Here is a 21,819-nt window from a genome sequence, read left to right on the forward strand (position 1 = left end):
AAGAGTATGCAATTTGTTACAGAGTGGATCAGAAATATTATCGTTTTTTTGCTCTTAGCGACAATGATTCATCTTATTCTTCCAAATTCGAATTTGCAAAAATACGTTAAATTTGTTGTAAGTCTTTTGTTAGTCGTATTAATTTTAACACCCCTTTTTAAACTATTGCAGACAGATGTAAATGAAGTAATTGCAAATTTTAATGAAGAAAAGTACGTAGCAGAAGGATCTGTAAAAAATTCAATAGATTCGAAGAAAAAAGAAATACAAGCTCTAACACGTGCATATAGTTTAGAAGAGATGGCTACCAAAATGAAAAAAGAAGTAGGAAAAGAGTTTGAGAAAAAGTATGGTATGGCTGTCTCTGAAATACAAATAGTCGCAGCAGAAAATATAGAAGAAGTAAAGTCAGCGAAAGATATTCAATCTGTTGTTGTGACGTTGAAAGAAAAAGAACGTAGTAAAAATGATGCAATCGAAACAGTAAAGCCAATTGAAATTAACACGAAAGAGCCTCCAAAAAAAGTGGAAGAAACGAATGTAGAAATGAAAGATTTCTTTTCAAGCAGGTGGCAACTAGAGGGTAAACAAATCCAAGTTCAAATGGAAGGGAGGACAGGTAGAGTAAATGGACAATAAAGATAAAAATTCGAAGTTCTCATTTTTTCGAAACTTATTGAATGGGGATCAAAAAGAAAGCAACGAGAAGGGTAAAAAGGTAACACCTAAGTTTTTACTTGTCCTACTCATACTTGGAATTTTGCTTATGTTTTCTAGTAGTCTCTTTTCAAGTAAAAAAGAAGAAGTACCTGTATTTAAAGAACAAAAAACTCAAAACCAAGAAAAAGACGTACCAACTTTCGGACAAAAAAGTAATGATAGTATGTCAAATGTAGAAAAATATGAAAAAGCGTATGAACAAGAATTAAAAACTGCTTTAGAAGAAATAGCAGGAGTAAAAGACGTAACGATTAAAGTGAATTTAGATTCATCTGAAGAAAAAATTTTAGAAAAAAATACAGTGAAACGCTCACAAACAACAGGTGAAACAGATAAAACAGGCGGTAAGAGAGAAGTAGAGGACGAGTCTCTTGATGAAAAGACTGTCATTATACGTGAAGGGGATAAAGAAACTCCTGTTGTTTTACGAACAGAGAAGCCGAAAGTACGTGGTGTTCTTGTCGTAGCAAAGGGAGTGGATAATATACAAGTTAAAGCAATGGTAAAAGAAGCTGTGATAAGGCTGCTAGATGTACCGGCCCATCGCGTTTCAGTTTCACCGAAAAATTGATAGGGAGGAAATAAAGTGTTAAAAAAACAAACAGTTTGGTTATTAACGATGTTAAGTTTAGTTGTTGTACTATCTGTGTATTACGTGACAACTCCTGACAAAATGAATACAGCATCGCCAGCAACAGGTGAAAAGATTGGACAAGAAAAACAAGGTACTGATAAAGCAGTAACAAACGAAGCGCCTAAAGAAACTCCGAAAAAAGAAAATACAAGCAAAGAAACAACGAATAAAGAAACAGACAAAAAAGAAAATGCAAAAAAAGAAACAAGTAAAAAAGAGGGCAATGTATCAGTTCAATCAAGTGATGAGAATTTCACAGCTTTACGTATGCAAATGGAAGATCAGCGTAGTGAACAAAAAGCAAAATTACAAGAAGTGATGAGTTCAACAAAAGCTTCAGCAACAGAAAAGAATAAAGCGAAAGAAAATTTTGATGCCATTACGACAATGGAAACGAAGCAAGAATTACTTGAGACAGTAATTAAATCTCAAGGAGGATATCCAGATGCTCTTGTAAGAGCTGATGGTACTGATATTAGAGTAACGGTTAAAGCGGCAAAACATTCACAGAAAGAAGCAAATAAAATTATTCAACTTGTAAGAAGTGAAGGCGGATCAAAAGATGTAGGTGTGAAATTTGATCCACCAGCGAAATAAGTGAAACTTTAATCCGTAGGGATTTCCCTACGGATTATTATCTTTTACTAAGCAAAGGGTATGCAAATAGTAAAAAGAGTATGTAAGTACGTGTGAATAGAAAAAAGCTATCATTTTCGATAGCTTTTTTCTATTGCGTCTTTGTAATTATTTTTACTATGTTCAGCTCGGAATGGAGAAACACGTTGTGAGTAAAAGATTAATGGTTCATGGTACTGATGATTACTTTTTCCGGATTTGACGTGGATGCAAAGAACGCATGCCCAAACGATTACAGCAGGTAAAAAGAGAATGAGCCATATCATATTTCCACACCTCGACACAATATATTTTCTACACTTTGAACATACTATTCTTATATGAAGGAATGATGAACGGTGTGTAAACAAAAAAAATATTTGGTAAAAATATGTTATTGACTATAGGTGTGGTGAAGAGGGAATGGCATGTTTGCTGTGTAACGTTTTGAAAAAGTAGTGAATGTTTTTTAAGAAGTGGTCTTGCCAATTTCGTGTGAAACTTGGTATTATTACTAGGTATTAAATTTTTATTGGAATAATATTTTTACAGGAGTTTCGATTTATTATAAAGAAATATAAATTGGAATGTTTAAAAAATTTATCGTAAGATGGAAATAGTAAATATTTCTATTAGTTAATGAAATATATTTTCTAATAGAATACATCGTATTTTTACAGTCAATCTAGTTTTCGTGACGAGAATCTGTAAAAACGGGACAAACAAGAGTATGGGAGTGGATTTTACATGTTTAAAATTCAAGAAGTTCGCGAATTAATTAAATTAATTGATAGCTCTAATATTGATGAATTTGAATACAAAAAAGACGGTACAACAATCAAAATGAAAAAGCGTGGTAATGAAGTTGTTGCTGTGCAAGCACCTGCAGCAAAACAAGCTATGCAACCAGTAGCGCCTGTTGAAGTTGAAACGAAAGTAGCAGCAGCACAAGCAGAAGCGCCAAAACAAGAAGAGAAGAAGGCTGTTCAAAATGAAAACCTACATAAAATCACATCACCGATGGTAGGTACATTCTATTCTTCTTCTTCGCCTGATACACCTCCATATGTAAGTGTTGGGGATAGAGTATCGAAAGATTCTATCGTGTGTATTGTCGAGGCTATGAAGTTATTTAACGAAATTGATGCTGATGTAGAGGGCGAAATTGTTGAAATTCTTGTTAATAACGGACAGCTTGTTGAGTATGGACAACCGCTATTTCTTGTAAAAGCGTAATAAGGGAGTCTTTGTGATGATAAAAAAAGTATTAATAGCCAATCGTGGGGAAATTGCTGTACGAATTATTCGTGCTTGTAAAGAAATGGATATTGAAACAGTTGCAATTTATTCAGAAGCAGATAAAGAGTCACTTCACGTACAGATTGCAGACGAGGCGTATTGTGTAGGACCAACGATTTCGAAAGAAAGCTATTTAAATTTGACGAACATTATTAGCGTTGCGAAGTTAACAGGCTGCGATGCTATTCATCCGGGATACGGATTTTTAGCAGAGAATGCAGATTTCGCAGAATTATGCCGTGAATGTAACTTGATTTTTATCGGTCCAAGTCCAGAAGCTATTTCAAAGATGGGCACAAAAGACGTTGCTCGTGATACAATGAAAGAAGCAGGGGTTCCGATTGTACCAGGTTCACAAGGGATTATTAAAAATACCGAAGAAGCGATCGAGCTTGCTAATCAAATTGGATATCCAGTTATTATTAAAGCGACTGCAGGTGGCGGCGGAAAAGGTATTCGTGTTGCACGCCATGAAGAAGAGCTTATAAAAGGAATTCAAATTACACAGCAAGAAGCTAGTACCGCTTTTGGGAACCCTGGTGTATACTTAGAAAAGTACGTTGAAGATTTCCGCCATGTTGAGATTCAAATAATGGCAGATACACACGGAAATGCCATTCATTTAGGAGAGCGTGATTGTACAATTCAGCGCCGTTTGCAAAAACTACTAGAAGAAAGTCCATCACCTGCACTTGATGAAGATATTCGCAAGCAGATGGGTGAAGCGGCAGTTAAAGCGGCGGTAGCGGTTGATTATACAGGTGCTGGTACGGTTGAGTTTATTTATGAATATAAAACGAAAACCTTTTATTTCATGGAGATGAATACGAGAATTCAGGTTGAGCATCCGGTTACTGAAATGGTAACGGGAATGGACTTAATTAAAGAGCAAATTCTTGTTGCTTCAGGAGAAAAGTTATCGTTACAGCAAGAAGAAGTACAATTTAATGGTTGGGCAATTGAATGTCGAATTAATGCGGAAAACCCTGCCAAAAAATTTATGCCATCTCCAGGTAAAGTAGAAATGTACTTACCACCAGGAGGATTTGGTATTCGCGTCGATTCAGCTGTATATCCGGGATATTCAATCCCACCTTTCTATGATTCGATGGTTGCTAAATTAATTGTTCACGGAAAAACACGTGAAGAGGCAATTGCAAAAATGAAGCGCGCACTTAGTGAATTTGTCATTGAAGGCGTACATACAACAATCCCGTTCCATTTGCAATTGCTAGATCATCCTGATTTTGTAAAAGGTGAGTTTAATACGAAATTTTTGGAAGAGCATGAACTTGTGACGCAGTGATACATTAAAGGAGGTTTTTTTCATGGCTGAACATATGTTAGATATGGGTCAAGATACAACTCTTGGTAAAGTAGAAATTGCACCAGAAGTAATTGAAGTAATTGCAGGTATTGCAGCTGCTGAAGTAGAAGGTGTAGCGGCAATGCGCGGTAATTTTGCTACAGATGTTGTTGAGAAGTTAGGTAAGAAAAATCATGGTAAAGGTGTAAAGGTTGAATTAGCAAACGAAGATATTATCGTTGACCTTTATGTTGTAATGTATTTTGGTGTAGCAATTCCAGTTGTTGCACAAAAGATTCAAGACAATATTCGCCAAGCACTCTTTACAATGACAGGACTTGAGCCAAAAGAAGTGAATGTTCACATCGTTGGCGTAACATTCGAAACACAAAAAACAGAAATCGAACCAGTGTAAGAATGAAAAGGTGCCTAGTAACATAGGCATCTTTTTTATCGTTTCATTTCTTCACAAATTACAACCCTCTAATTATTATACTATTTCAAAAAATAAGAAATAAACAAGGAAATGTGTCGTTTTTCCAAAAAACGTACATTGTGATAAGATATGGAACTTGAAGTTAATCTTTTTATTATTTTTCAGCCTTGTAACCCGTGTGTGAAACGATAAATTGTGTTATTATCATTGTATTATAAGGTTGGAAAATCAATGAAAACTGTAAGAGTAAGTGAATTGACGGCTTATAAATTATAATAATATAACAAAGTATAAGGAAAGACTTGAAGCATAAAGGAGAGTTACAATGAAACGTAGGACGGCTAGAGAAAGAGCAATGCAAGCATTATACCAAATGGATATTACAGGTGAATTAGAACCGAAAGTAGCAGTGGAAAACACGCTGGATGAAGGCGAAGAAACAAATGAGTTTCTAGAGTCACTTGTAGTAGGTTTTGTAGAAAATAAAGAAGCAATCGATGAAGCGATTCGTCAAAACTTAAAAAAGTGGAAGCTTGAGCGTATTAGTATTGTTGATCGCAGTATTTTACGTGTAGCTGTGTATGAAATGAAGTACATGGAAGAAATTCCACACAACGTAACAATTAACGAAGCAATTGAAATTGCAAAAACATTTGGGGATGAGGAATCTCGTCGTTTTATTAACGGCGTTTTATCTAATATAAAAGATACACTGTAAATTCTTTAAGGGGGAATCTTAAAATGGTAGCAGTAATCATCAAAGGAAATGAAGTTGCGGAGAAAAAACGAGCACAATTAACAGAAGAAGTTGTGAAGTTGAAAGAGCAAGGTATTGTACCAGGATTAGCAGTTATTTTAGTTGGAGAAGATCCAGCATCTCGTTCTTATGTGAAAGGAAAAGAAAAAGGCTGTGAACAAGTAGGGATTTACTCAGAGCTAATTGAACTTCCTGAAACAATTACTGAGGAACGTTTGCTTGCTGAAATCGATCGCTTAAATGGAGATGACCGTATTAATGGCATATTAGTGCAATTACCTTTACCAAAACATATTGAAGAAAAAGCTATCATTGAAAGAATTTCACCAGAAAAGGATGTAGACGGATTTCACCCAATCAGCGTGGGACGTATGATGACGGGACAAGATACATTCCTTCCATGTACACCGCATGGTATTGTAGAATTAGTAAAAGAAACAAATCTTGATATTTCTGGAAAACATGTAGTAGTAATTGGAAGAAGTAATATTGTCGGTAAACCAGTGGGACAATTGTTTTTAAATGAAAATGCCACTGTAACATATTGTCATTCTAAGACGCAAAATATGAAAGAGTTATCGAAGTTAGCTGATATTTTAATCGTAGCTGTTGGACGACCTAAAATGATAACAGCGGATTATATTAAAGAAGGAGCGGTTGTAATTGACGTTGGTGTTAACCGTTTAGAAACAGGAAAACTTTGTGGTGATGTTGACTTTGACAACGTGTTAGATGTTGCGGGTTACATTACACCTGTGCCAAAGGGTGTTGGTCCAATGACAATCACAATGCTTCTTCATAATACTGTTGAATCTGCCAAACGTGCAGGTGTCGTTTGTAAATAATTTGAGTCGGCTATGAGGAGAGAGAAATGGAGAAGCAATATTTAACCGTTACAGCGTTAACACGCTATATAAAAACAAAAATAGAATATGATCCGCATTTGCAGTCTGTTTGGTTAAAAGGTGAAATTTCCAACTTTAAAAATCATAGCCGTGGCCACATGTATTTTACATTGAAAGATGAAAATGCAAGAATCGCAGCGGTTATGTTTGCGGGCCATAATCGTAATATTAAATTCAAACCTGAAAATGGGATGAAGGTACTCGTGAAAGGGAAAATCTCTGTTTACGAGGCGAGTGGTTCTTATCAAATTTATATTCAAGACATGCAGCCTGACGGAGTCGGGAATTTACATTTAGCGTACGAACAGTTAAAAGTTCGTTTAGAAGAAGAAGGACTTTTTTCTCAAGTTTATAAAAAAGCGATTCCTCCTTACGCTAAAACAATAGGTGTGATTACGTCGCCAACAGGAGCAGCGATTCGTGATATTATAACAACGATTAAACGTCGTTATCCAATTGGGAATGTTATTGTATTTCCGGTACTTGTACAAGGGGAGTCAGCGGCTCCCTCGATTGTACAAGCGATTCGTACAGCGAATGAAATGGGAGAGATAGATGTACTAATCGTTGGTCGTGGTGGAGGTTCTATTGAGGAATTATGGGCTTTCAATGAGGAAATGGTTGCAAGAGCAATCTTTAAGAGTGAAATTCCTATTATTTCGGCAGTAGGCCATGAAACGGATTTTACAATCGCAGATTTTGTTGCAGATTTACGCGCGCCAACACCGACTGCAGCAGCTGAGCTGGCAGCACCTAACATTATAGAGTTACAAGAAAAGGTATTACAAAGAACTCTGAGATTGCAAAGAGCAATGAGAGAGTTAGTACATAAAAAAGAAGAAAAACTACAAGTGTTGCAAAAATCGTATGCGTTCCGTTATCCAAGACAAGTATATGAGCAAAAGGAAGAGCAATTAGATAGAGCGCTAGAACAGCTTGTTTTAGCGAAAGAGCGCTATATTGATAAAAAGGTGAATCAGTTAAAGCAACTTTCATTTTATTTAGAGAAGCACCACCCATCTCAAAAAATTATGCAAACGAAGGTAGCTGTTGAAACGTTGCAAAAGCAATTACAACGTGAAATGCAAACGTTACTTCAAACGAAAGAATTTGCCTTTGTAAGAGCTGCTCAAAAACTTGAAGCGTTAAGTCCGCTTAAAGTAATGATGAGAGGGTACGGGCTTGTATATGATGAAGAGAAGCAAGTGTTAAAAAGTGTGAAAGATGTAAGCCTTGGAGATGCTGTTTCAGTTCAATTACAAGATGGAATACTAGATTGTAGCGTATCAGGCATAGAGGAGCGTGAATTGAATAATGGAAAATAAATTAAGCTTTGAAGAGGCAATTTCGCAACTTGAGCATCTTGTTTCTAAGCTAGAACAAGGTGACGTACCTTTAGAAGAAGCGATTTCTTATTTTAAAGAAGGTATGGAATTATCTAAGCTTTGTGATGAGAAGCTGAAGAATGTACAAGAACAAATGGCAGTTATTCTTGGGGAAGATGGAGAGCTTGAACCGTTTACTGCTTTAGGAGATGAAGCATAGTGACGATTGCTTTTGATACTTTTTTGAAAGAAAGTAAAACTTTCGTAGAAGAAAAACTTGTAAGCTATGCAAATGAATTACAATGTCCAAATGTACTTCGTGAAGCGATGGCATATTCTTTGGAAGCGGGTGGAAAACGTCTCCGCCCGTTACTTTTGTTTGCAACATTACAAGCGTTTGGGAAAGAAAGAAATCTTGGAGTAGGTGCAGCTTGTGCTCTTGAAATGATTCATACATATTCATTAGTTCATGATGATTTACCTTGTATGGATGATGATGATTTAAGAAGAGGAAAGCCCACAAATCACAAAGTATTTGGTGAAGCGATGGCAGTTTTAGCAGGAGATGGCTTATTGACGTATGCTTTTCAAGTTATTATGGCATATGAGCAAAAAGAAATTTCTGCCGAAAAAAAAGTAAGACTTGTACTTGAACTTGCAAAAGCAGCAGGACCAGAAGGAATGGTTGGCGGACAAGTGGCAGATATGGAAGCTGAAGGGAAACGCCTTACGATTGATGAATTGGAGTACATCCATAAACATAAGACCGGAAAACTGCTTGAATTTGCTGTACTTGCGGGTGCGATACTTTCTGATGCGACAGAAGAGCAAGAAGAAAAGTTGCTTACGTTTGCCAAATATATCGGTCTAGCTTTCCAAATTCGAGATGATATTTTAGATGTCGAAGGAACTGAAGAAGAGATTGGAAAACCGATTGGTAGCGATCTTTCTAATGAAAAGAGCACATATACAACGTTGTTTACTGTAGATAGAGCAAAGGATATTTTAGAAGAAACAATTGCAGAAGCAAAAGGTGCGATTAGTTCCTTGCAATTACAAGATGAATATTTACTATCTATTTGTGATTTGATTGCAAAACGTAATAACTAATATAACAGCGTTTTCATTTGTTGAGTCATTCATCATTTTATGATATAAATGTAGGAAAAGGTTTTTCTTTTCTTGTTATTGGCAAAAATATATGTAGATTACATTGCCGTTATCACTTCGTGTTAGCGGCTATTTTTTTCATCGCCTAAAGAAATATGGTTTATAATAGGATTAGGGCGCAATAGACTGGTTAATAGCGGGACAAGACGAAAAATAGAAAAGAGAATTTCTTGTTTTGTGTAAATGTTTTTTATAATATTTGACATGTTGACAGATTATGAAATGAAAGTGAGTGATCCATGTGGATCTAACGCAAATTCAAAACCCTAGTTTTTTGAAAGATATGTCTATCAGTGAACTAGAGGGATTGAGTGAGGATATTCGTAAGTTTTTAATTGAAGAGCTCTCTCAAACAGGTGGACATATTGCACCTAATTTAGGTGTAGTAGAACTCACAATTGCTCTGCACAAATTATTTGATAGCCCGCAAGATAAATTTTTATGGGATGTAGGACATCAATCCTATGTACATAAAATTTTAACTGGACGTGCGAAAGAGTTTGGTACATTAAGGCAATATCAAGGTCTATGTGGTTTCCCGAAACGTTGCGAGAGTGAGCACGATGTATGGGAAACTGGTCATAGCTCGACTTCGTTATCGGCTGCAATGGGAATGGCTCTGGCACGTGATTTAAAGAAAACGAAAGAATATGTTATACCAATTATTGGAGATGGTGCTTTAACAGGCGGAATGGCTTTAGAGGCATTGAACCATATTGGACATGAAAAAACAGACATGATTGTTATTTTGAATGATAATGAAATGTCAATTGCACCAAACGTTGGTGCGCTTCATAATGTGCTCGGTCGTTTACGTACCGCAGGAAAATATCACTGGGTAAAAGATGAATTAGAGTATATATTAAAGAAAATCCCAGCAGTTGGCGGGAAAGTGGCTGCGACAGCAGAGAAAATAAAAGATAGTCTTAAATATTTACTAGTATCTGGTGTCTTTTTCGAAGAGTTAGGCTTTACATATTTAGGTCCAGTCGATGGGCATGATTATGAAAAGTTATTCGAAACGTTGCAATATGCAAAGAAAACAAAAGGCCCAGTGCTTGTTCACGTTATTACGAAAAAAGGAAAAGGTTATAAACCGGCTGAGAGTGACGTTATTGGAACTTGGCATGGAACAGGACCTTATAAAATTGAATCAGGTGACTTCGTTAAGCCGAAAGAAGTTGCACCAGCATGGAGTGCTGTCGTTAGTGAAACAGTACTTAAGCTAGCGAGAGCGGATGAGCGTATCGTAGCAATTACACCTGCAATGCCTGTTGGATCAAAACTTGAGAAATTCCAAAAAGAATTCCCAGATCGTATGATTGATGTAGGTATTGCAGAACAGCATGCTACAACAATGGCAGCAGGTATGGCAACGCAAGGAATGAAGCCATTCTTAGCGATTTATTCAACATTTTTACAAAGAGCATATGACCAAGTTGTTCATGATATATGCCGCCAAAATTTAAATGTTTTCATCGGAATAGATCGCTCGGGATTAGTAGGAGCAGATGGTGAAACGCATCAAGGCGTATTTGATATCTCATTCTTACGTCACTTGCCGAATATGGTGCTTATGATGCCGAAAGATGAAAATGAAGGGCAACATTTAGTTTATACGGCGATGCAATATGAAGATGGACCAATCGCATTGCGTTATGCTCGCGGTAATGGACTTGGCGTTCATATGGATAAAGAATTAAAGGCGATTCCAATCGGTACGTGGGAGACGTTAAAAGAGGGGACACAAGCAGCTATTTTAACGTTTGGTACGACAATACCAATGGCAATGGAAGCAGCTGAGCGTCTTGAAAAAGCTGGGGTTTCAGTGAAAGTAGTGAATGCTCGCTTTATTAAACCAATGGATGAAGCATATTTACATGATCTTCTAGGAAAGAATATACCGATTTTAACGATTGAAGAAGCTTGTTTAATCGGTGGTTTTGGAACAGGAGTAGTTGAATTTGCATCTGAAAATGGTTACCATAGTGCATTAGTTGAACGAATGGGTATTCCAGACCGCTTCATAGAGCACGGAAGTGTAACAAAATTATTAGAAGAAATTGGTTTAACGACAGATGCTGTTGTAGACCGTATTCATACAATGATTCCATCAAAACAAAAAAGGGCGTAACAAATGAGCGTAAAAAAAGAAAGAGTAGATGTACTATTAGTAGAGCGAGGACTTATAGAAACGCGTGAGAAAGCAAAGCGCGCCATTATGGCCGGACTCGTATATGCAAATGAGATGAGACTTGATAAGCCAGGAGAGAAAATCTCGCAAGATACTGAGATTACGGTGAAGGGACAAGTTATGCCGTATGTAAGTCGTGGTGGTTATAAACTTGAAAAGGCATTAGAGACATTTCATCTTGATTTACAAGATAAAGTTATGATAGATATTGGTTCATCAACTGGTGGCTTTACAGATTGCGCGCTTCAAAATGGAGCGAAATTATCTTATGCATTAGATGTAGGATACAATCAACTAGCGTGGAAATTACGTCAAGATGAGCGTGTTGTTGTAATGGAACGAACAAACTTCCGTTACGTGACACCGGCAGACTTAGAACGTGGTTTACCTCAATTTGCAAGTATTGATGTTTCATTTATATCATTAAAGCTTATACTGCCAGTTTTAAAAACAATGCTTATGCCTAACGGAGATGTAGCAGCGTTAATTAAACCGCAGTTTGAAGCTGGAAGAGAGCAAGTTGGGAAAAAAGGTATCGTTCGTGATAGAAAAGTACATGAAGCTGTTGTAGAAATGATTGTCGAGTTTGCTTTAAAAGAAGGCTATGATGTGGAAGGTTTAACATTCTCACCAATTACGGGTGGGGATGGTAATATTGAATTTTTAATTCATCTGAAATGGCATGGTGAACGTGAGAATGGCGAAAATCATTCTCCGATTTCTATAGAGCAAGTTGTTACAGAAGCGCATGACGTTCTAAAACAAAAAGGGAAAGGGGAATAACATATGTTGTTCCTCTTTTTGCTGTAATTGTATAATGATTGTAAAAACAATTGTGTACAAGAAACGAATTATAAGTTAACATAAATAAGTGAAGTATACCAATGTTTAAACTATGGTAAGAGATAGTGTGAGGTGCAAATGTATGAATAAAGGTCAGCGCCATATTAAAATCAGGGAAATTATTGCAAACAAAGAAATTGAAACACAAGATGAATTAGTTGATATTTTACGTAATGAGGGATTTAATGTAACGCAAGCAACAGTATCGCGCGATATTAAAGAACTGCACTTAGTGAAGGTGCCATTACATGATGGGCGCTATAAATATAGCTTGCCAGCAGATCAACGATTTAACCCGTTACAAAAATTAAAACGAAATCTAGTGGATTCATTTGTAAAATTAGACACGGCAGGACATATGCTTGTGCTAAAAACATTGCCTGGTAACGCTCATTCACTTGGAGCACTTATTGATCATTTAGAGTGGGATGAGATCATCGGAACCATCTGTGGTGATGATACTTGCTTAATTATTTGCCGTACACCTGACGATACAGGTGTTGTCTCTGATCGTTTCTTAAATATGTTGTAACAAAAAATCTTGTTTGCTTTCCATCGTAAAGTGGAAAGTGAACAAGATATTTTTATTGGTTAAAAATATGAATTTTCAATTGTAATATAATATTTTGTTTGCATAAAGTTAAAAAATAGATGGATTGACCCGTAAAACAAATGTTTGGTACAATGAAGCGGGTTAGAAGAGTATATACATACAAATATATAGCATGATTATTTGAATGAAGAACTGAGAAAATCCTTTAGTAAGGGATTATTTTATAACGAGGTGAATGGGGCATTGTTATCGGAATTATCGATTAGAAACTTTGCTATTATTGAAGCATTAAATATTTCTTTTCAAAAAGGTTTAACGGTTTTAAGCGGTGAAACAGGGGCCGGAAAATCGATTATTATTGATGCAATTAGTTTACTTGTAGGTGGCCGTGGGTCAGCAGAATTTGTTCGATATGGAACAGAAAAGGCTGAGATTGAAGGGCTATTTTATGTTGAAGATGAGAAGCATCCATGTATTGAAAAGGCAGAAGAGTTAGATATAGAAATAGAAGATGGTATGATTATTTTAAAGCGTGATATTGCTGCGAACGGGAAGAGTGTATGTCGTGTAAATGGGAAGCTTGTTACACTTAGCATATTAAAAGAAATTGGGAAAACACTTGTTGATATTCATGGACAGCACGAAACGCAAGATTTAATGAATGAAGAACGACATCTGTTTATGCTTGATCACTTTGATGGGGATCGAATCGTTAAACAATTAGACATATATCAAAACGTATACGCTGACTATGAAAAATTAAAAAAACAATTGAAATCGTTAAGTGAAAATGAGCAACAAATGGCACATCGCTTAGATTTAATTCAATTTCAGCACGAGGAAATTCGCAAGGCGGATTTAAAGATGGATGAAGAAAATGAATTAACTGAGGAACGATTGCAAATTTCTAATTTTGAAAAGATTTATAAAGCGTTAGGTGATGCATATCGTTCTTTAAGTGCCGACGGACAAGGATTAGATAATGTAAGAAGTGCAATGGGGCAAATGGAAAGTATTACACATTTAGATGAAGTGTATCAAGAGAATCATGATTCAATTGCAAATAGCTATTACTTATTAGAAGAGGTTGCCTATCAACTGAGGGAAAAGCTCGATATGATGGAATATGATCCAAATCGTTTAGATGAAATTGAAACACGTTTGAATGAAATTCGTATGCTAAAGAGAAAATATGGAAATAATGTAGAAGAGATTTTAGCGTATGCTGATAAAATTGAACAGGAAATTTTTACGATTGAAAATAAAGACGTTCATATTGAAACGACGAAGAAACAGTTGAAGGAATTAGAAAGTGTTATTATGAAAGAAGCAACGTTGTTAAGTGATATGCGTCATGAGCTTGCAGAACACCTTACAAATGCAATTCATCAGGAATTAAAAGAATTATATATGGAAAAAACGAAATTTGAAGTGAGAATTATGAAGAGAGAAGGAAATGCAGAAGAGCCCCTTGTGGAAGGTGCGCCGGTAAGACTTACGGCGGATGGTTACGATCATGTGGAATTTTATATTTCAACGAACCCAGGAGAGCCGCTAAAACCACTTTCAAAGGTTGCTTCTGGCGGAGAGTTATCTCGTATCATTTTAGCTTTAAAAAGCATTTTTTCTAAGCATCAAGGGGTTGCATCTGTTATTTTTGATGAAGTGGATACGGGTGTAAGTGGCCGGGTCGCACAGGCTATTGCGGAAAAAATTTATCGAGTATCAGTAAACTCGCAAGTACTTTGTATTACGCACTTACCTCAAGTAGCTTCAATGGCGGATTCACATTTATTTATTCGAAAACAAGTAGCGAATGATCGGACAATTACATCAGTTACTGTTTTAACTATGGAGGATAAAGTAACAGAAATAGCTCGAATGATTTCTGGTGTGGAAATCACAGATTTAACGACAGAGCATGCGAAAGAATTACTTACGCAAGCGCATCATTTTAAACAGACAGCAGAGGCTATCCAGTAATGGATAGCTTTTTTTCTCAAATGACGATTTCTTAATTCTTCCGGTTATAAATAAAGCACTGCAAGGAGAGATTAAAAAGTGAAGCCAAGAGGCTGAATGTGGGGTAGGAGCGAGGAGAGTGAACAAGTTGAAATTAGAAAAATTTCGAAAAATAATAGGTCTTTGTCTCCTTGTTTCTTTAGTTTTTATTGGATGTTTTAAACCGCTTCGAACGTTTATTTCATCACCGAAACAACTTGTTGTTTTTGAAGGGCAACAATCAGAAATATCATCATTACCAGTTTTCAAAGCTTCATCCACAAATCGTCATGTATTTACAGTGAGTTCGAATGAACAAAAACAAGGACTTATGGTAAATTCTCATCAAAATGGTGAAGCTGATATGGTATTTCAGCTTGCTGGTTTTCCAGTGAAAAAAGTAAATGTGAAAGTGTTAAAAGATTTTAAAGTGATTCCAGGTGGACAATCAATTGGTGTGAAATTAAATACAAAAGGTGTACTTGTTGTAGGCCATCATTTAATTCAAACTGAAAAAGGTAAAATATCTCCTGGTGAAACAGCAGGTGTACAAATTGGAGATATGATTACTGAAATTAATGGTAAAACAATTGAAAGAATGAGTGATGTAGCACCGTTTATTCATAATAGTGGAGAAACAGGTGAACCGCTTACTCTTGTATTGTTAAGAGATGGAAAATATATTCGTACGAAGCTAACTCCACAAAAAGACAACGGTGAATCGTCTTATCGAATTGGCTTGTATATCCGTGATTCGGCAGCTGGAATTGGAACGATGACATTTGTTCATCCAGATTCTATGAAATATGGGGCACTTGGTCATGTTATTTCTGATAATGATACGAAAAAGCCGATTCAAGTCGAAGATGGACAAATTATGCGCTCGACAGTTACATCAATTGAAAGAGGTAGTCATGGGAATCCAGGGGAGAAATTAGCAAGATTCTCACCAGACCGTGAAGTGATTGGCAATATTACAATTAATAGTCCATATGGTATTTTTGGAAAATTAAATACGAATATGAAAAACGGTATAATGGATAAAGCAATGCCTATCGCATTATCTCATCAAGTAAAAGAAGGACCGGCAAAAATATTAACAGTTATTGATCAAGATAAAGTAGAAGCGTTTGATATTGAAGTTGTTAGTACAGTGCAGCAAAAATTCCCAGCCACAAAGGGTATGGTAATAAAAGTAACAGATAAACGTCTATTAGCGAAAACGGGCGGTATCGTACAAGGAATGAGCGGAAGTCCAATTGTACAAAATGAAAAAGTAATTGGTGCTGTTACACATGTATTTGTAAATGATCCAACATCAGGATATGGTGTTCATATTGAATGGATGTTACATCAAGCTGGAATTAATATTTATGATCAAGAGAAAAAAGCGAGCTAATATATATTATTAGCTCGCTTTTTCTGTTGAAAAATTCGTTGAAATTTTGTAAAAGCTCCGCAAGAGGTGTTTTTTGTTGTAAAATAAAAGGAAAGGGTTGAACGTTTCGTTGTATTTCTATGATGGAATGTGTTGCGAAAGGGAATAAATGAGCGATAAACATATTTTTTTGTGATTTTATCGGAAAGTAAGAAACTTTAAAAGGGAATTTTCACACAATTGTCGAACAATTCATGTAGCCTAGAAGGATACACATGTCGGAGAATCGATTCGGTAAGGGAGGAAAAGCTGTGGAGAAAATTAAAGTATGTCTTGTGGATGATAATAAAGAACTAGTATCAATGTTAGAGAGCTATGTAGCCGCTCAAGATGATATGGAAGTAATCGGTACTGCTTATAATGGTCAAGAGTGTTTAAACTTATTAACAGATAAGCAACCTGATGTACTCGTTTTAGACATTATTATGCCACACTTAGATGGTTTAGCTGTATTGGAGAAAATGCGACATATTGAAAGGTTAAAACAGCCTAGCGTAATTATGTTGACAGCATTTGGCCAAGAAGATGTGACGAAAAAAGCAGTTGACTTAGGTGCCTCATATTTCATATTAAAACCATTTGATATGGAGAATTTAACGAGTCATATTCGTCAAGTGAGTGGTAAAGCAAACACTATGATTAAGCGTCCACTACCATCATTCCGATCAGCCACAACAGTAGATGGAAAACCGAAAAACTTAGATGCGAGTATTACGAGTATCATTCATGAAATTGGTGTACCCGCTCATATTAAAGGATATATGTATTTACGAGAAGCAATCTCCATGGTATACAATGATATCGAATTATTAGGATCGATTACGAAAGTATTGTATCCAGATATCGCAAAGAAATATAATACAACAGCAAGCCGTGTGGAGCGCGCAATTCGTCACGCAATTGAAGTAGCTTGGAGCCGTGGGAATATTGATTCTATTTCGTCCTTATTCGGTTATACAGTATCCATGTCAAAAGCAAAACCTACGAATTCTGAGTTTATCGCAATGGTTGCGGATAAGCTGAGACTTGAACATAAAGCTAGTTGAGAGTAAAAGTAGTAAGGGATTTAAGTTTTAGTAAAGCTTAATAATTCTTGAAATTGATACTCGATATCAAATTTAAAACCAATGAACTTTTTATTTAAAGACCAATGAATGTTATAATTCGTTGGTCTTTTTATTTTGTTGAGAAAAAGAGATTATTTGATAGTATGGAAAATAAAACCTATTTTTAGTAATATTACATGTAAGTGAGTTTTTTATAAGGCAATAAAATAGATATAGATAGGGAGAAGGGGAATGGAAAATAAAATTTCAACTTGGCTAGGAATAGTAGCAGCTATGGGAGTTCTTGCTATTGCAGTTACATTTGGAATGTTAGAACTTGCAGATAATCCCGTAGATAAAGAAGTGAGCGCTCAAATAGATAAAAAAGAAGACCAAACAATAGTAGGTAGAGAGGTAGATGGGGTCTTTGTTGATGTGTATGTTACTGAAAATTCTACTGAAAGCGAAGTCATTACAGCGATGCATCGCATGACTCATCAAAAAGTGGTGGCAGAACGAAAATCGGGCTCTATCCCAATGATTCAAAGTAATGCTAAAAAATTAAAAGAAATTATAAATAAGAGTAGCTTTGCGAAGAAAAATGAACTTTTAGCAATTGCTGATAGATGGGCGAAAAAAGATTTTAGTAAAATTGTAGAAGATCACAATTATTTCTCGGATGCTCAAGAAGATAGCGTTTGTAAAGCAACTAGAGCAATGGATGCGTTAGAAGAGCAACATTATATTTTAACTACATTCGGGGAGGAAAAAGCGAAAGAACTATACGAATCAGGGGATGCTCCGCACGTTCAATAAAAAACAATATAAAGGGCTTCTAGTTTTTTTATGATCGTGTTTTTAGGACGCAATGGGGACTTATAAATAAATGGTCTGCTTTCTTTATGACGTGTAACAAAAAAGAAAAGATGTGATTCATTATTAAATGATGAAGGAACGGCTAAATCACATCGTAGTACATCTGTTAAAGGATTTTAGTAGGAAAGGCATCCGTGATATAATAGAAAATAATAAAAAGTCCTGCAAAACAGGACTGTATTATTCTTCGTCTTTATTTTGTTTTTCTAATTCAACTAGTTTTTGAATTAAAATGTGCTGCGGCATATGCATGAGTTGTTCAAGTGGAACACCTAGTGCTTTTGATAAGCGGACTGCAGTATCTGGAGAGATTTGTAATGGTCTCATAGAAGTACCTCCTTTTTCGTATAGTATAGCATAAGATTGGGGGAGTGAGGATGACTCTTATATTTGCACATCGTGGTGCGGCTGGAACGTACCCAGAAAATACAATGATTTCATTTGAAGCAGCTGAGTCTTTTAGAGCGGATGGAATTGAACTTGATGTTCAATTAACGAAAGATGGAAAAGTTGTCGTCATTCACGATGAAACGGTGGACCGGACAACAAATGGAAAAGGTGCGGTTCGCAATTATGTATATGAGGACTTATGCAAGTTAGATGCAAGTTATAAATTTGGTGATAAAGTAGGTTTTTGTAAAATACCACTTTTAGAAGAGGTATTAGAATGGCTTGAACAAACGAGTTTGCTACTTAATATTGAACTTAAAAATAATAAAATTCCATACAGAGGTTTAGAGGAAGAAGTTATAACGCTTGTACGGAAATTTAGTCTAGAGGATCGTGTTATATTTTCTTCGTTTAATCACTACAGTATGAAACGGTGCCATATGATGGCTCCTGATATTCAAACAGCAATTTTATATCGCGAAGGTTTGCATAGTCCGTGGGCATACGCGAAAAAAATGGGGGCTACAGCAGTACATCCGAATTATCGTTATCTTCAAGATGCTATTGCCGAACTAACGATGGAAAGTGGTGTAGAAGTTCGCCCTTATACAATTAATGAAGAAACGCTTATGCGTAAATATTTTGATATGAATATATCGGCGATTATTACTGATTACCCTGAAACGGCAAGAACGTTATTGCCAATAAAAAAATGAGACCGCGTGTAACGGTCTCATTTTTTTATTTATAAATAGTGGGGCATTCCTATCTTCTAAAGCGAGCTTGTACTTTATTTCGTTTGCGATCTCGGTGCAAGACGAAGCCACCAAAGATATAAAACCCGAGCGCGAAGCAGAGAGCGCCGATTAAAAATTGTAACCACAGTATGGAAATTGGTGGAAATAGAATCCCGAATACAGTATCTCTCATTAACTTTATACCAAACACAGCTAATGAAATAGGGATAAGTGCTAATAGTAGAGCAACGTAACGCTGCATACATAACGCTCCTTTTCAGATTATTTCGTATATTTTAATGATGTTATACGGAAAGGGGGTTTGTCAAGAGGGTGCTGAACGAGTAAGATAAGGGTGTGAAAAAATTTGCAGAGTTACTTCGAGAGGAAGTGTAATATATGAAACAAAAAGTATTAATTGTTGGTGCAGGTGAAGGCGGGAGCGCGCTGCTGAATCTGTTACAAAGTTCGAATATATTTCAAATTATAGGGATTATTGATATAAATCCGTTGGCAAAAGGACTACAAATTGCTAAGGAATACGGGATTGCAATTGGAGAAAGTGTAACTCCATTTCTTTCTATGCATATCGATGTAATATTTGATATGACAGGTGAAGATGATGTACATAAAGTTTTATTAGAAAAAAAGAAAAAAGACACTCTTCTTATACCAGGTGATATCGCAAAAATTGTTACAGGATTAGCGCATGAGAAGGAAGGGCTAATTGGGCGGTTAGAGGAACAGACGCAACAAGGAGAATTAATTTTAAATTCTACACATGACGGCATGATTGTAATTGATCGAGAGGGACAAGTTCGTCTTTTTAATAAAAGTGCAGAGCGTATTATCGGATATAAAAAAGAAGAGGCGATAGGAAAGTATATTTTAGAAGTCATTCCAACTAGTAAATTACTTCGCATTATACGTACGAAACAAATAGAAGTAAATTATGAACTGACATTAGAGAATGGAAAGAAAATTATTACAACGCGTATTCCAATATTAAAAGAAGGAGGAGAGGTACAAGGGGCATTTGCAATTTTTAAAGATATAACAGAAGTTGTAGATCTTGCGGAAGAAGTTACAGACTTAAAAGAAATTCAAACACTATTAGAGGCAATTATTAACTCATCTGAAGAAGCGATTTCGGTTGTGGATGAAAAAGGAAGAGGTTTAGTCATTAACCCAGCATATACGAAATTAACGGGTTTAACAGAAGAAGATATTATTGGGAAGCCTGCTACAACTGATATTGTAGAAGGCGAAAGTATGCATATGAAAGTACTTCGAACGCGTCGTGCGGTGCGCGGAATACATATGAAGATTGGGCAAAAAAAGCGAGATGTAATTGTAAACGTAGCACCAGTTATTGTGGATGGAATATTGAAAGGAAGCGTCGGTGTTATCCGTGACGTGTCGGAAATTCAAAAATTAACAAATGAATTGAATAGAGCAAGGCAAATTATTCGTACATTAGAAGCAAAATATTCATTTGATGATATTGTCGGAAATTCAGATGAAACAACGGCAGCTATCGAACAGGCGAAGCTAGGAGCGAATACACCAGCAACAGTACTGTTACGCGGGGAATCTGGGACTGGTAAAGAATTGTTTGCACATGCAATCCATAATGGAAGTAATCGAAAATACAATAAGTTCGTCCGTGTAAACTGTGCGGCCATTTCGGAGACGTTGTTAGAAAGTGAATTATTTGGTTATGAGGAAGGGGCGTTTTCTGGAGCGAAAAGAGGCGGGAAACGTGGGTTCTTTGAGGAAGCGAATAACGGTAGTATTTTTTTAGATGAAATAGGGGAGTTGTCTGCAAATACACAAGCGAAACTCCTTCGTGTATTGCAGGAAAAAGAAATTGTAAAAGTTGGTGGAACGAAAGCGATACCTATTAATGTTCGAGTAATTGCAGCGACACATGTGAATTTAGAAAAGGCTATTCTAGAAGGGAAGTTTAGGGAGGATTTATATTATCGATTAAATAAAATTCCAATTCAAATTCCATCTCTTCGTCAACGTAAAGGAGATATACCGACAATTGCGGACAGATTGATTCAAAAAATTAATCAAGATTACGGTCGTAATGTAGAAGGGCTCACTGATTCAGCCGTTTTATATTTACAATCATACGAATGGCCAGGAAATGTGAGGGAACTTGAAAATATTTTGGGGAGAGCTATTATCTTTATGAATTATAACGAGACCTATATTGATGTACACCATTTACCGCCATTACATAACGAAGAGCAGGTGGAGTCAAAGCAATCTCATTTATTACCTGAATTAGAAGAAAAGCCACTTGAACATTTAGTGACAGAGTTTGAAGGGAATATTATTTATGAATATTTGGAGAGATTTGATGGGAATAAAACACAAACTGCAAAAGCGTTAGGAATTTCCGTTCGAAATTTATATTACAAGCTAGAAAAGTATGACCATGCAAAAAATAGCATGCAATAAATTGCGTACCATGCAATTTATTGCATGGTATACAAAAAGCGACAAAATAAGACAGAATCTTTCGTTATTTTCTAAAGTATTGATTTTACTGCATTTTGAATG

General features: G+C 36.0%; 23 protein-coding genes. 20 read left to right on the forward strand and 3 right to left on the reverse strand.

Translation table 11 applies throughout. The features are described 5' to 3' along the window. Nucleotides 1-6: 6 nt before the first annotated feature. From spoIIIAF to QCI79_RS30135, 3 genes are read left to right on the forward strand one after another with little or no spacing between them, the layout of a single operon-like run. Nucleotides 7-639, forward strand: a complete 633-nt coding sequence (gene spoIIIAF, locus QCI79_RS30125) for a stage III sporulation protein AF (RefSeq protein ID WP_001161026.1) — start codon at nt 7-9, stop codon at nt 637-639. Next, a complete protein-coding gene (gene spoIIIAG, locus QCI79_RS30130) occupies nt 629-1,291 on the forward strand; it encodes a stage III sporulation protein AG (protein ID WP_000368890.1) in 663 nt (220 codons plus the stop codon). The genes spoIIIAF and spoIIIAG overlap by 11 nt, the downstream gene beginning before the upstream one ends. A 15-nt stretch (nt 1,292-1,306) precedes the next feature. After that, nucleotides 1,307-1,951, forward strand: a complete 645-nt coding sequence (locus QCI79_RS30135; protein ID WP_000914710.1) for a SpoIIIAH-like family protein — start codon at nt 1,307-1,309, stop codon at nt 1,949-1,951. 110 nt (nt 1,952-2,061) lie between these two features. On the opposite strand, the gene QCI79_RS30140 is transcribed toward QCI79_RS30135, so the two are convergent. Then, nucleotides 2,062-2,256, reverse strand: a complete 195-nt coding sequence (locus QCI79_RS30140; protein WP_002101315.1) for a hypothetical protein — start codon at nt 2,254-2,256, stop codon at nt 2,062-2,064. 460 nt (nt 2,257-2,716) lie between these two features. Here QCI79_RS30140 and accB point away from each other — a divergent pair, with 460 nt between their 5' ends. From accB to QCI79_RS30215, 15 genes are all read left to right on the forward strand, one after another. Continuing rightward, entirely contained in the window at nt 2,717-3,205 is a 489-nt protein-coding gene (gene accB, locus QCI79_RS30145) for an acetyl-CoA carboxylase biotin carboxyl carrier protein (RefSeq protein ID WP_000472859.1), read from the forward strand. A 16-nt stretch (nt 3,206-3,221) separates the two neighbouring features. Next, nucleotides 3,222-4,574, forward strand: a complete 1,353-nt coding sequence (gene accC / locus QCI79_RS30150) for an acetyl-CoA carboxylase biotin carboxylase subunit (RefSeq protein ID WP_000592870.1) — start codon at nt 3,222-3,224, stop codon at nt 4,572-4,574. Between the two features lie 22 nt (nt 4,575-4,596). Next, nucleotides 4,597-4,989, forward strand: coding sequence for an Asp23/Gls24 family envelope stress response protein (locus QCI79_RS30155; protein WP_000807630.1), 393 nt, complete (start codon nt 4,597-4,599; stop codon nt 4,987-4,989). A 346-nt stretch (nt 4,990-5,335) separates the two neighbouring features. Next, the gene (gene nusB, locus QCI79_RS30160) at nt 5,336-5,728 is read left to right on the forward strand and encodes a N utilization substance protein NusB (RefSeq protein WP_000830247.1); all 393 of its coding nucleotides are present in this window, start codon (nt 5,336-5,338) and stop codon (nt 5,726-5,728) included. Nucleotides 5,729-5,751: 23 nt separating this feature from the next. Next, on the forward strand, nt 5,752-6,612 hold the full coding sequence (gene folD / locus QCI79_RS30165; protein WP_000226732.1) for a bifunctional methylenetetrahydrofolate dehydrogenase/methenyltetrahydrofolate cyclohydrolase FolD: 861 nt from the start codon (nt 5,752-5,754) through the stop codon (nt 6,610-6,612). Nucleotides 6,613-6,638: 26 nt separating this feature from the next. After that, nucleotides 6,639-7,997 carry an exodeoxyribonuclease VII large subunit gene (xseA, locus tag QCI79_RS30170; RefSeq protein ID WP_000415249.1) on the forward strand — a complete coding sequence of 453 codons (1,359 nt, stop codon included), beginning with the start codon at nt 6,639-6,641 and terminating at the stop codon, nt 7,995-7,997. Further along, nucleotides 7,987-8,217, forward strand: a complete 231-nt coding sequence (gene xseB, locus QCI79_RS30175; RefSeq protein ID WP_000428423.1) for an exodeoxyribonuclease VII small subunit — start codon at nt 7,987-7,989, stop codon at nt 8,215-8,217. The genes xseA and xseB overlap by 11 nt, the downstream gene beginning before the upstream one ends. After that, entirely contained in the window at nt 8,217-9,107 is an 891-nt protein-coding gene (gene ispA / locus QCI79_RS30180; protein WP_000150374.1) for a (2E,6E)-farnesyl diphosphate synthase, read from the forward strand. Before xseB ends, ispA begins: the two co-directional genes overlap by 1 nt. 301 nt (nt 9,108-9,408) lie before the next feature. Further along, the gene (gene dxs, locus QCI79_RS30185) at nt 9,409-11,301 is read left to right on the forward strand and encodes a 1-deoxy-D-xylulose-5-phosphate synthase (RefSeq protein ID WP_000366454.1); all 1,893 of its coding nucleotides are present in this window, start codon (nt 9,409-9,411) and stop codon (nt 11,299-11,301) included. Nucleotides 11,302-11,304: 3 nt separating this feature from the next. Continuing rightward, the gene (locus QCI79_RS30190) at nt 11,305-12,144 is read left to right on the forward strand and encodes a TlyA family RNA methyltransferase (RefSeq protein ID WP_000111874.1); all 840 of its coding nucleotides are present in this window, start codon (nt 11,305-11,307) and stop codon (nt 12,142-12,144) included. 142 nt (nt 12,145-12,286) lie between these two features. Then, nucleotides 12,287-12,736 carry an arginine repressor ArgR gene (gene argR, locus QCI79_RS30195; protein WP_001032580.1) on the forward strand — a complete coding sequence of 150 codons (450 nt, stop codon included), beginning with the start codon at nt 12,287-12,289 and terminating at the stop codon, nt 12,734-12,736. 264 nt (nt 12,737-13,000) lie between these two features. Beyond that, nucleotides 13,001-14,740 carry a DNA repair protein RecN gene (gene recN / locus QCI79_RS30200; protein ID WP_000947764.1) on the forward strand — a complete coding sequence of 580 codons (1,740 nt, stop codon included), beginning with the start codon at nt 13,001-13,003 and terminating at the stop codon, nt 14,738-14,740. A 118-nt stretch (nt 14,741-14,858) separates the two neighbouring features. Then, nucleotides 14,859-16,157 (forward strand): SpoIVB peptidase, encoded by a 1,299-nt coding sequence (spoIVB, locus tag QCI79_RS30205; protein WP_021727702.1) that lies wholly within the window; start codon nt 14,859-14,861, stop codon nt 16,155-16,157. Nucleotides 16,158-16,447: 290 nt separating this feature from the next. Continuing rightward, nucleotides 16,448-17,242 (forward strand): sporulation transcription factor Spo0A, encoded by a 795-nt coding sequence (spo0A, locus tag QCI79_RS30210; protein ID WP_021727703.1) that lies wholly within the window; start codon nt 16,448-16,450, stop codon nt 17,240-17,242. Between the two features lie 252 nt (nt 17,243-17,494). Beyond that, complete coding sequence (locus QCI79_RS30215; protein ID WP_000428227.1) at nt 17,495-18,058, forward strand: PRK06770 family protein; 564 nt, start codon at nt 17,495-17,497, stop codon at nt 18,056-18,058. Nucleotides 18,059-18,298: 240 nt separating this feature from the next. On the opposite strand, the gene QCI79_RS30220 is transcribed toward QCI79_RS30215, so the two are convergent. Beyond that, nucleotides 18,299-18,445, reverse strand: a complete 147-nt coding sequence (locus tag QCI79_RS30220) for a YycC family protein (RefSeq protein ID WP_001247671.1) — start codon at nt 18,443-18,445, stop codon at nt 18,299-18,301. 50 nt (nt 18,446-18,495) lie between these two features. On the opposite strand from QCI79_RS30220, the gene QCI79_RS30225 reads away from it, so the two are divergent. Beyond that, nucleotides 18,496-19,224, forward strand: a complete 729-nt coding sequence (locus QCI79_RS30225; protein ID WP_000172580.1) for a glycerophosphodiester phosphodiesterase — start codon at nt 18,496-18,498, stop codon at nt 19,222-19,224. A 49-nt stretch (nt 19,225-19,273) separates the two neighbouring features. Here QCI79_RS30225 and QCI79_RS30230 read toward each other — a convergent pair whose 3' ends face one another. Beyond that, nucleotides 19,274-19,507 (reverse strand): DUF2627 domain-containing protein, encoded by a 234-nt coding sequence (locus QCI79_RS30230; RefSeq protein WP_001190210.1) that lies wholly within the window; start codon nt 19,505-19,507, stop codon nt 19,274-19,276. Between the two features lie 137 nt (nt 19,508-19,644). On the opposite strand from QCI79_RS30230, the gene QCI79_RS30235 reads away from it, so the two are divergent. Beyond that, a complete protein-coding gene (locus tag QCI79_RS30235; protein ID WP_000810974.1) occupies nt 19,645-21,717 on the forward strand; it encodes a sigma-54 interaction domain-containing protein in 2,073 nt (690 codons plus the stop codon). Nucleotides 21,718-21,819 lie beyond the last annotated feature (102 nt).

Source organism: Bacillus cereus group sp. MG1 (genome assembly GCF_040460035.1).
Classification (GTDB): Bacteria; Bacillota; Bacilli; order Bacillales; family Bacillaceae_G; genus Bacillus_A; species Bacillus_A cereus.

Coding starts and splice junctions, on each gene's coding strand:
- spoIIIAF (WP_001161026.1), top strand. CDS start 7: ATGCAATTTGTTACAGAGTGGATCAGAAATATTATCGTTTTTTTGCTC.
- spoIIIAG (WP_000368890.1), top strand. CDS start 629: ATGGACAATAAAGATAAAAATTCGAAGTTCTCATTTTTTCGAAACTTA.
- QCI79_RS30140 (WP_002101315.1), bottom strand. CDS start 2,256: ATGATATGGCTCATTCTCTTTTTACCTGCTGTAATCGTTTGGGCATGC.
- accB (WP_000472859.1), top strand. CDS start 2,717: ATGTTTAAAATTCAAGAAGTTCGCGAATTAATTAAATTAATTGATAGC.
- accC (WP_000592870.1), top strand. CDS start 3,222: ATGATAAAAAAAGTATTAATAGCCAATCGTGGGGAAATTGCTGTACGA.
- QCI79_RS30155 (WP_000807630.1), top strand. CDS start 4,597: ATGGCTGAACATATGTTAGATATGGGTCAAGATACAACTCTTGGTAAA.
- nusB (WP_000830247.1), top strand. CDS start 5,336: ATGAAACGTAGGACGGCTAGAGAAAGAGCAATGCAAGCATTATACCAA.
- folD (WP_000226732.1), top strand. CDS start 5,752: ATGGTAGCAGTAATCATCAAAGGAAATGAAGTTGCGGAGAAAAAACGA.
- xseA (WP_000415249.1), top strand. CDS start 6,639: ATGGAGAAGCAATATTTAACCGTTACAGCGTTAACACGCTATATAAAA.
- xseB (WP_000428423.1), top strand. CDS start 7,987: ATGGAAAATAAATTAAGCTTTGAAGAGGCAATTTCGCAACTTGAGCAT.
- QCI79_RS30190 (WP_000111874.1), top strand. CDS start 11,305: ATGAGCGTAAAAAAAGAAAGAGTAGATGTACTATTAGTAGAGCGAGGA.
- argR (WP_001032580.1), top strand. CDS start 12,287: ATGAATAAAGGTCAGCGCCATATTAAAATCAGGGAAATTATTGCAAAC.
- QCI79_RS30215 (WP_000428227.1), top strand. CDS start 17,495: ATGGAAAATAAAATTTCAACTTGGCTAGGAATAGTAGCAGCTATGGGA.
- QCI79_RS30220 (WP_001247671.1), bottom strand. CDS start 18,445: ATGAGACCATTACAAATCTCTCCAGATACTGCAGTCCGCTTATCAAAA.
- QCI79_RS30225 (WP_000172580.1), top strand. CDS start 18,496: ATGACTCTTATATTTGCACATCGTGGTGCGGCTGGAACGTACCCAGAA.
- QCI79_RS30230 (WP_001190210.1), bottom strand. CDS start 19,507: ATGCAGCGTTACGTTGCTCTACTATTAGCACTTATCCCTATTTCATTA.
- QCI79_RS30235 (WP_000810974.1), top strand. CDS start 19,645: ATGAAACAAAAAGTATTAATTGTTGGTGCAGGTGAAGGCGGGAGCGCG.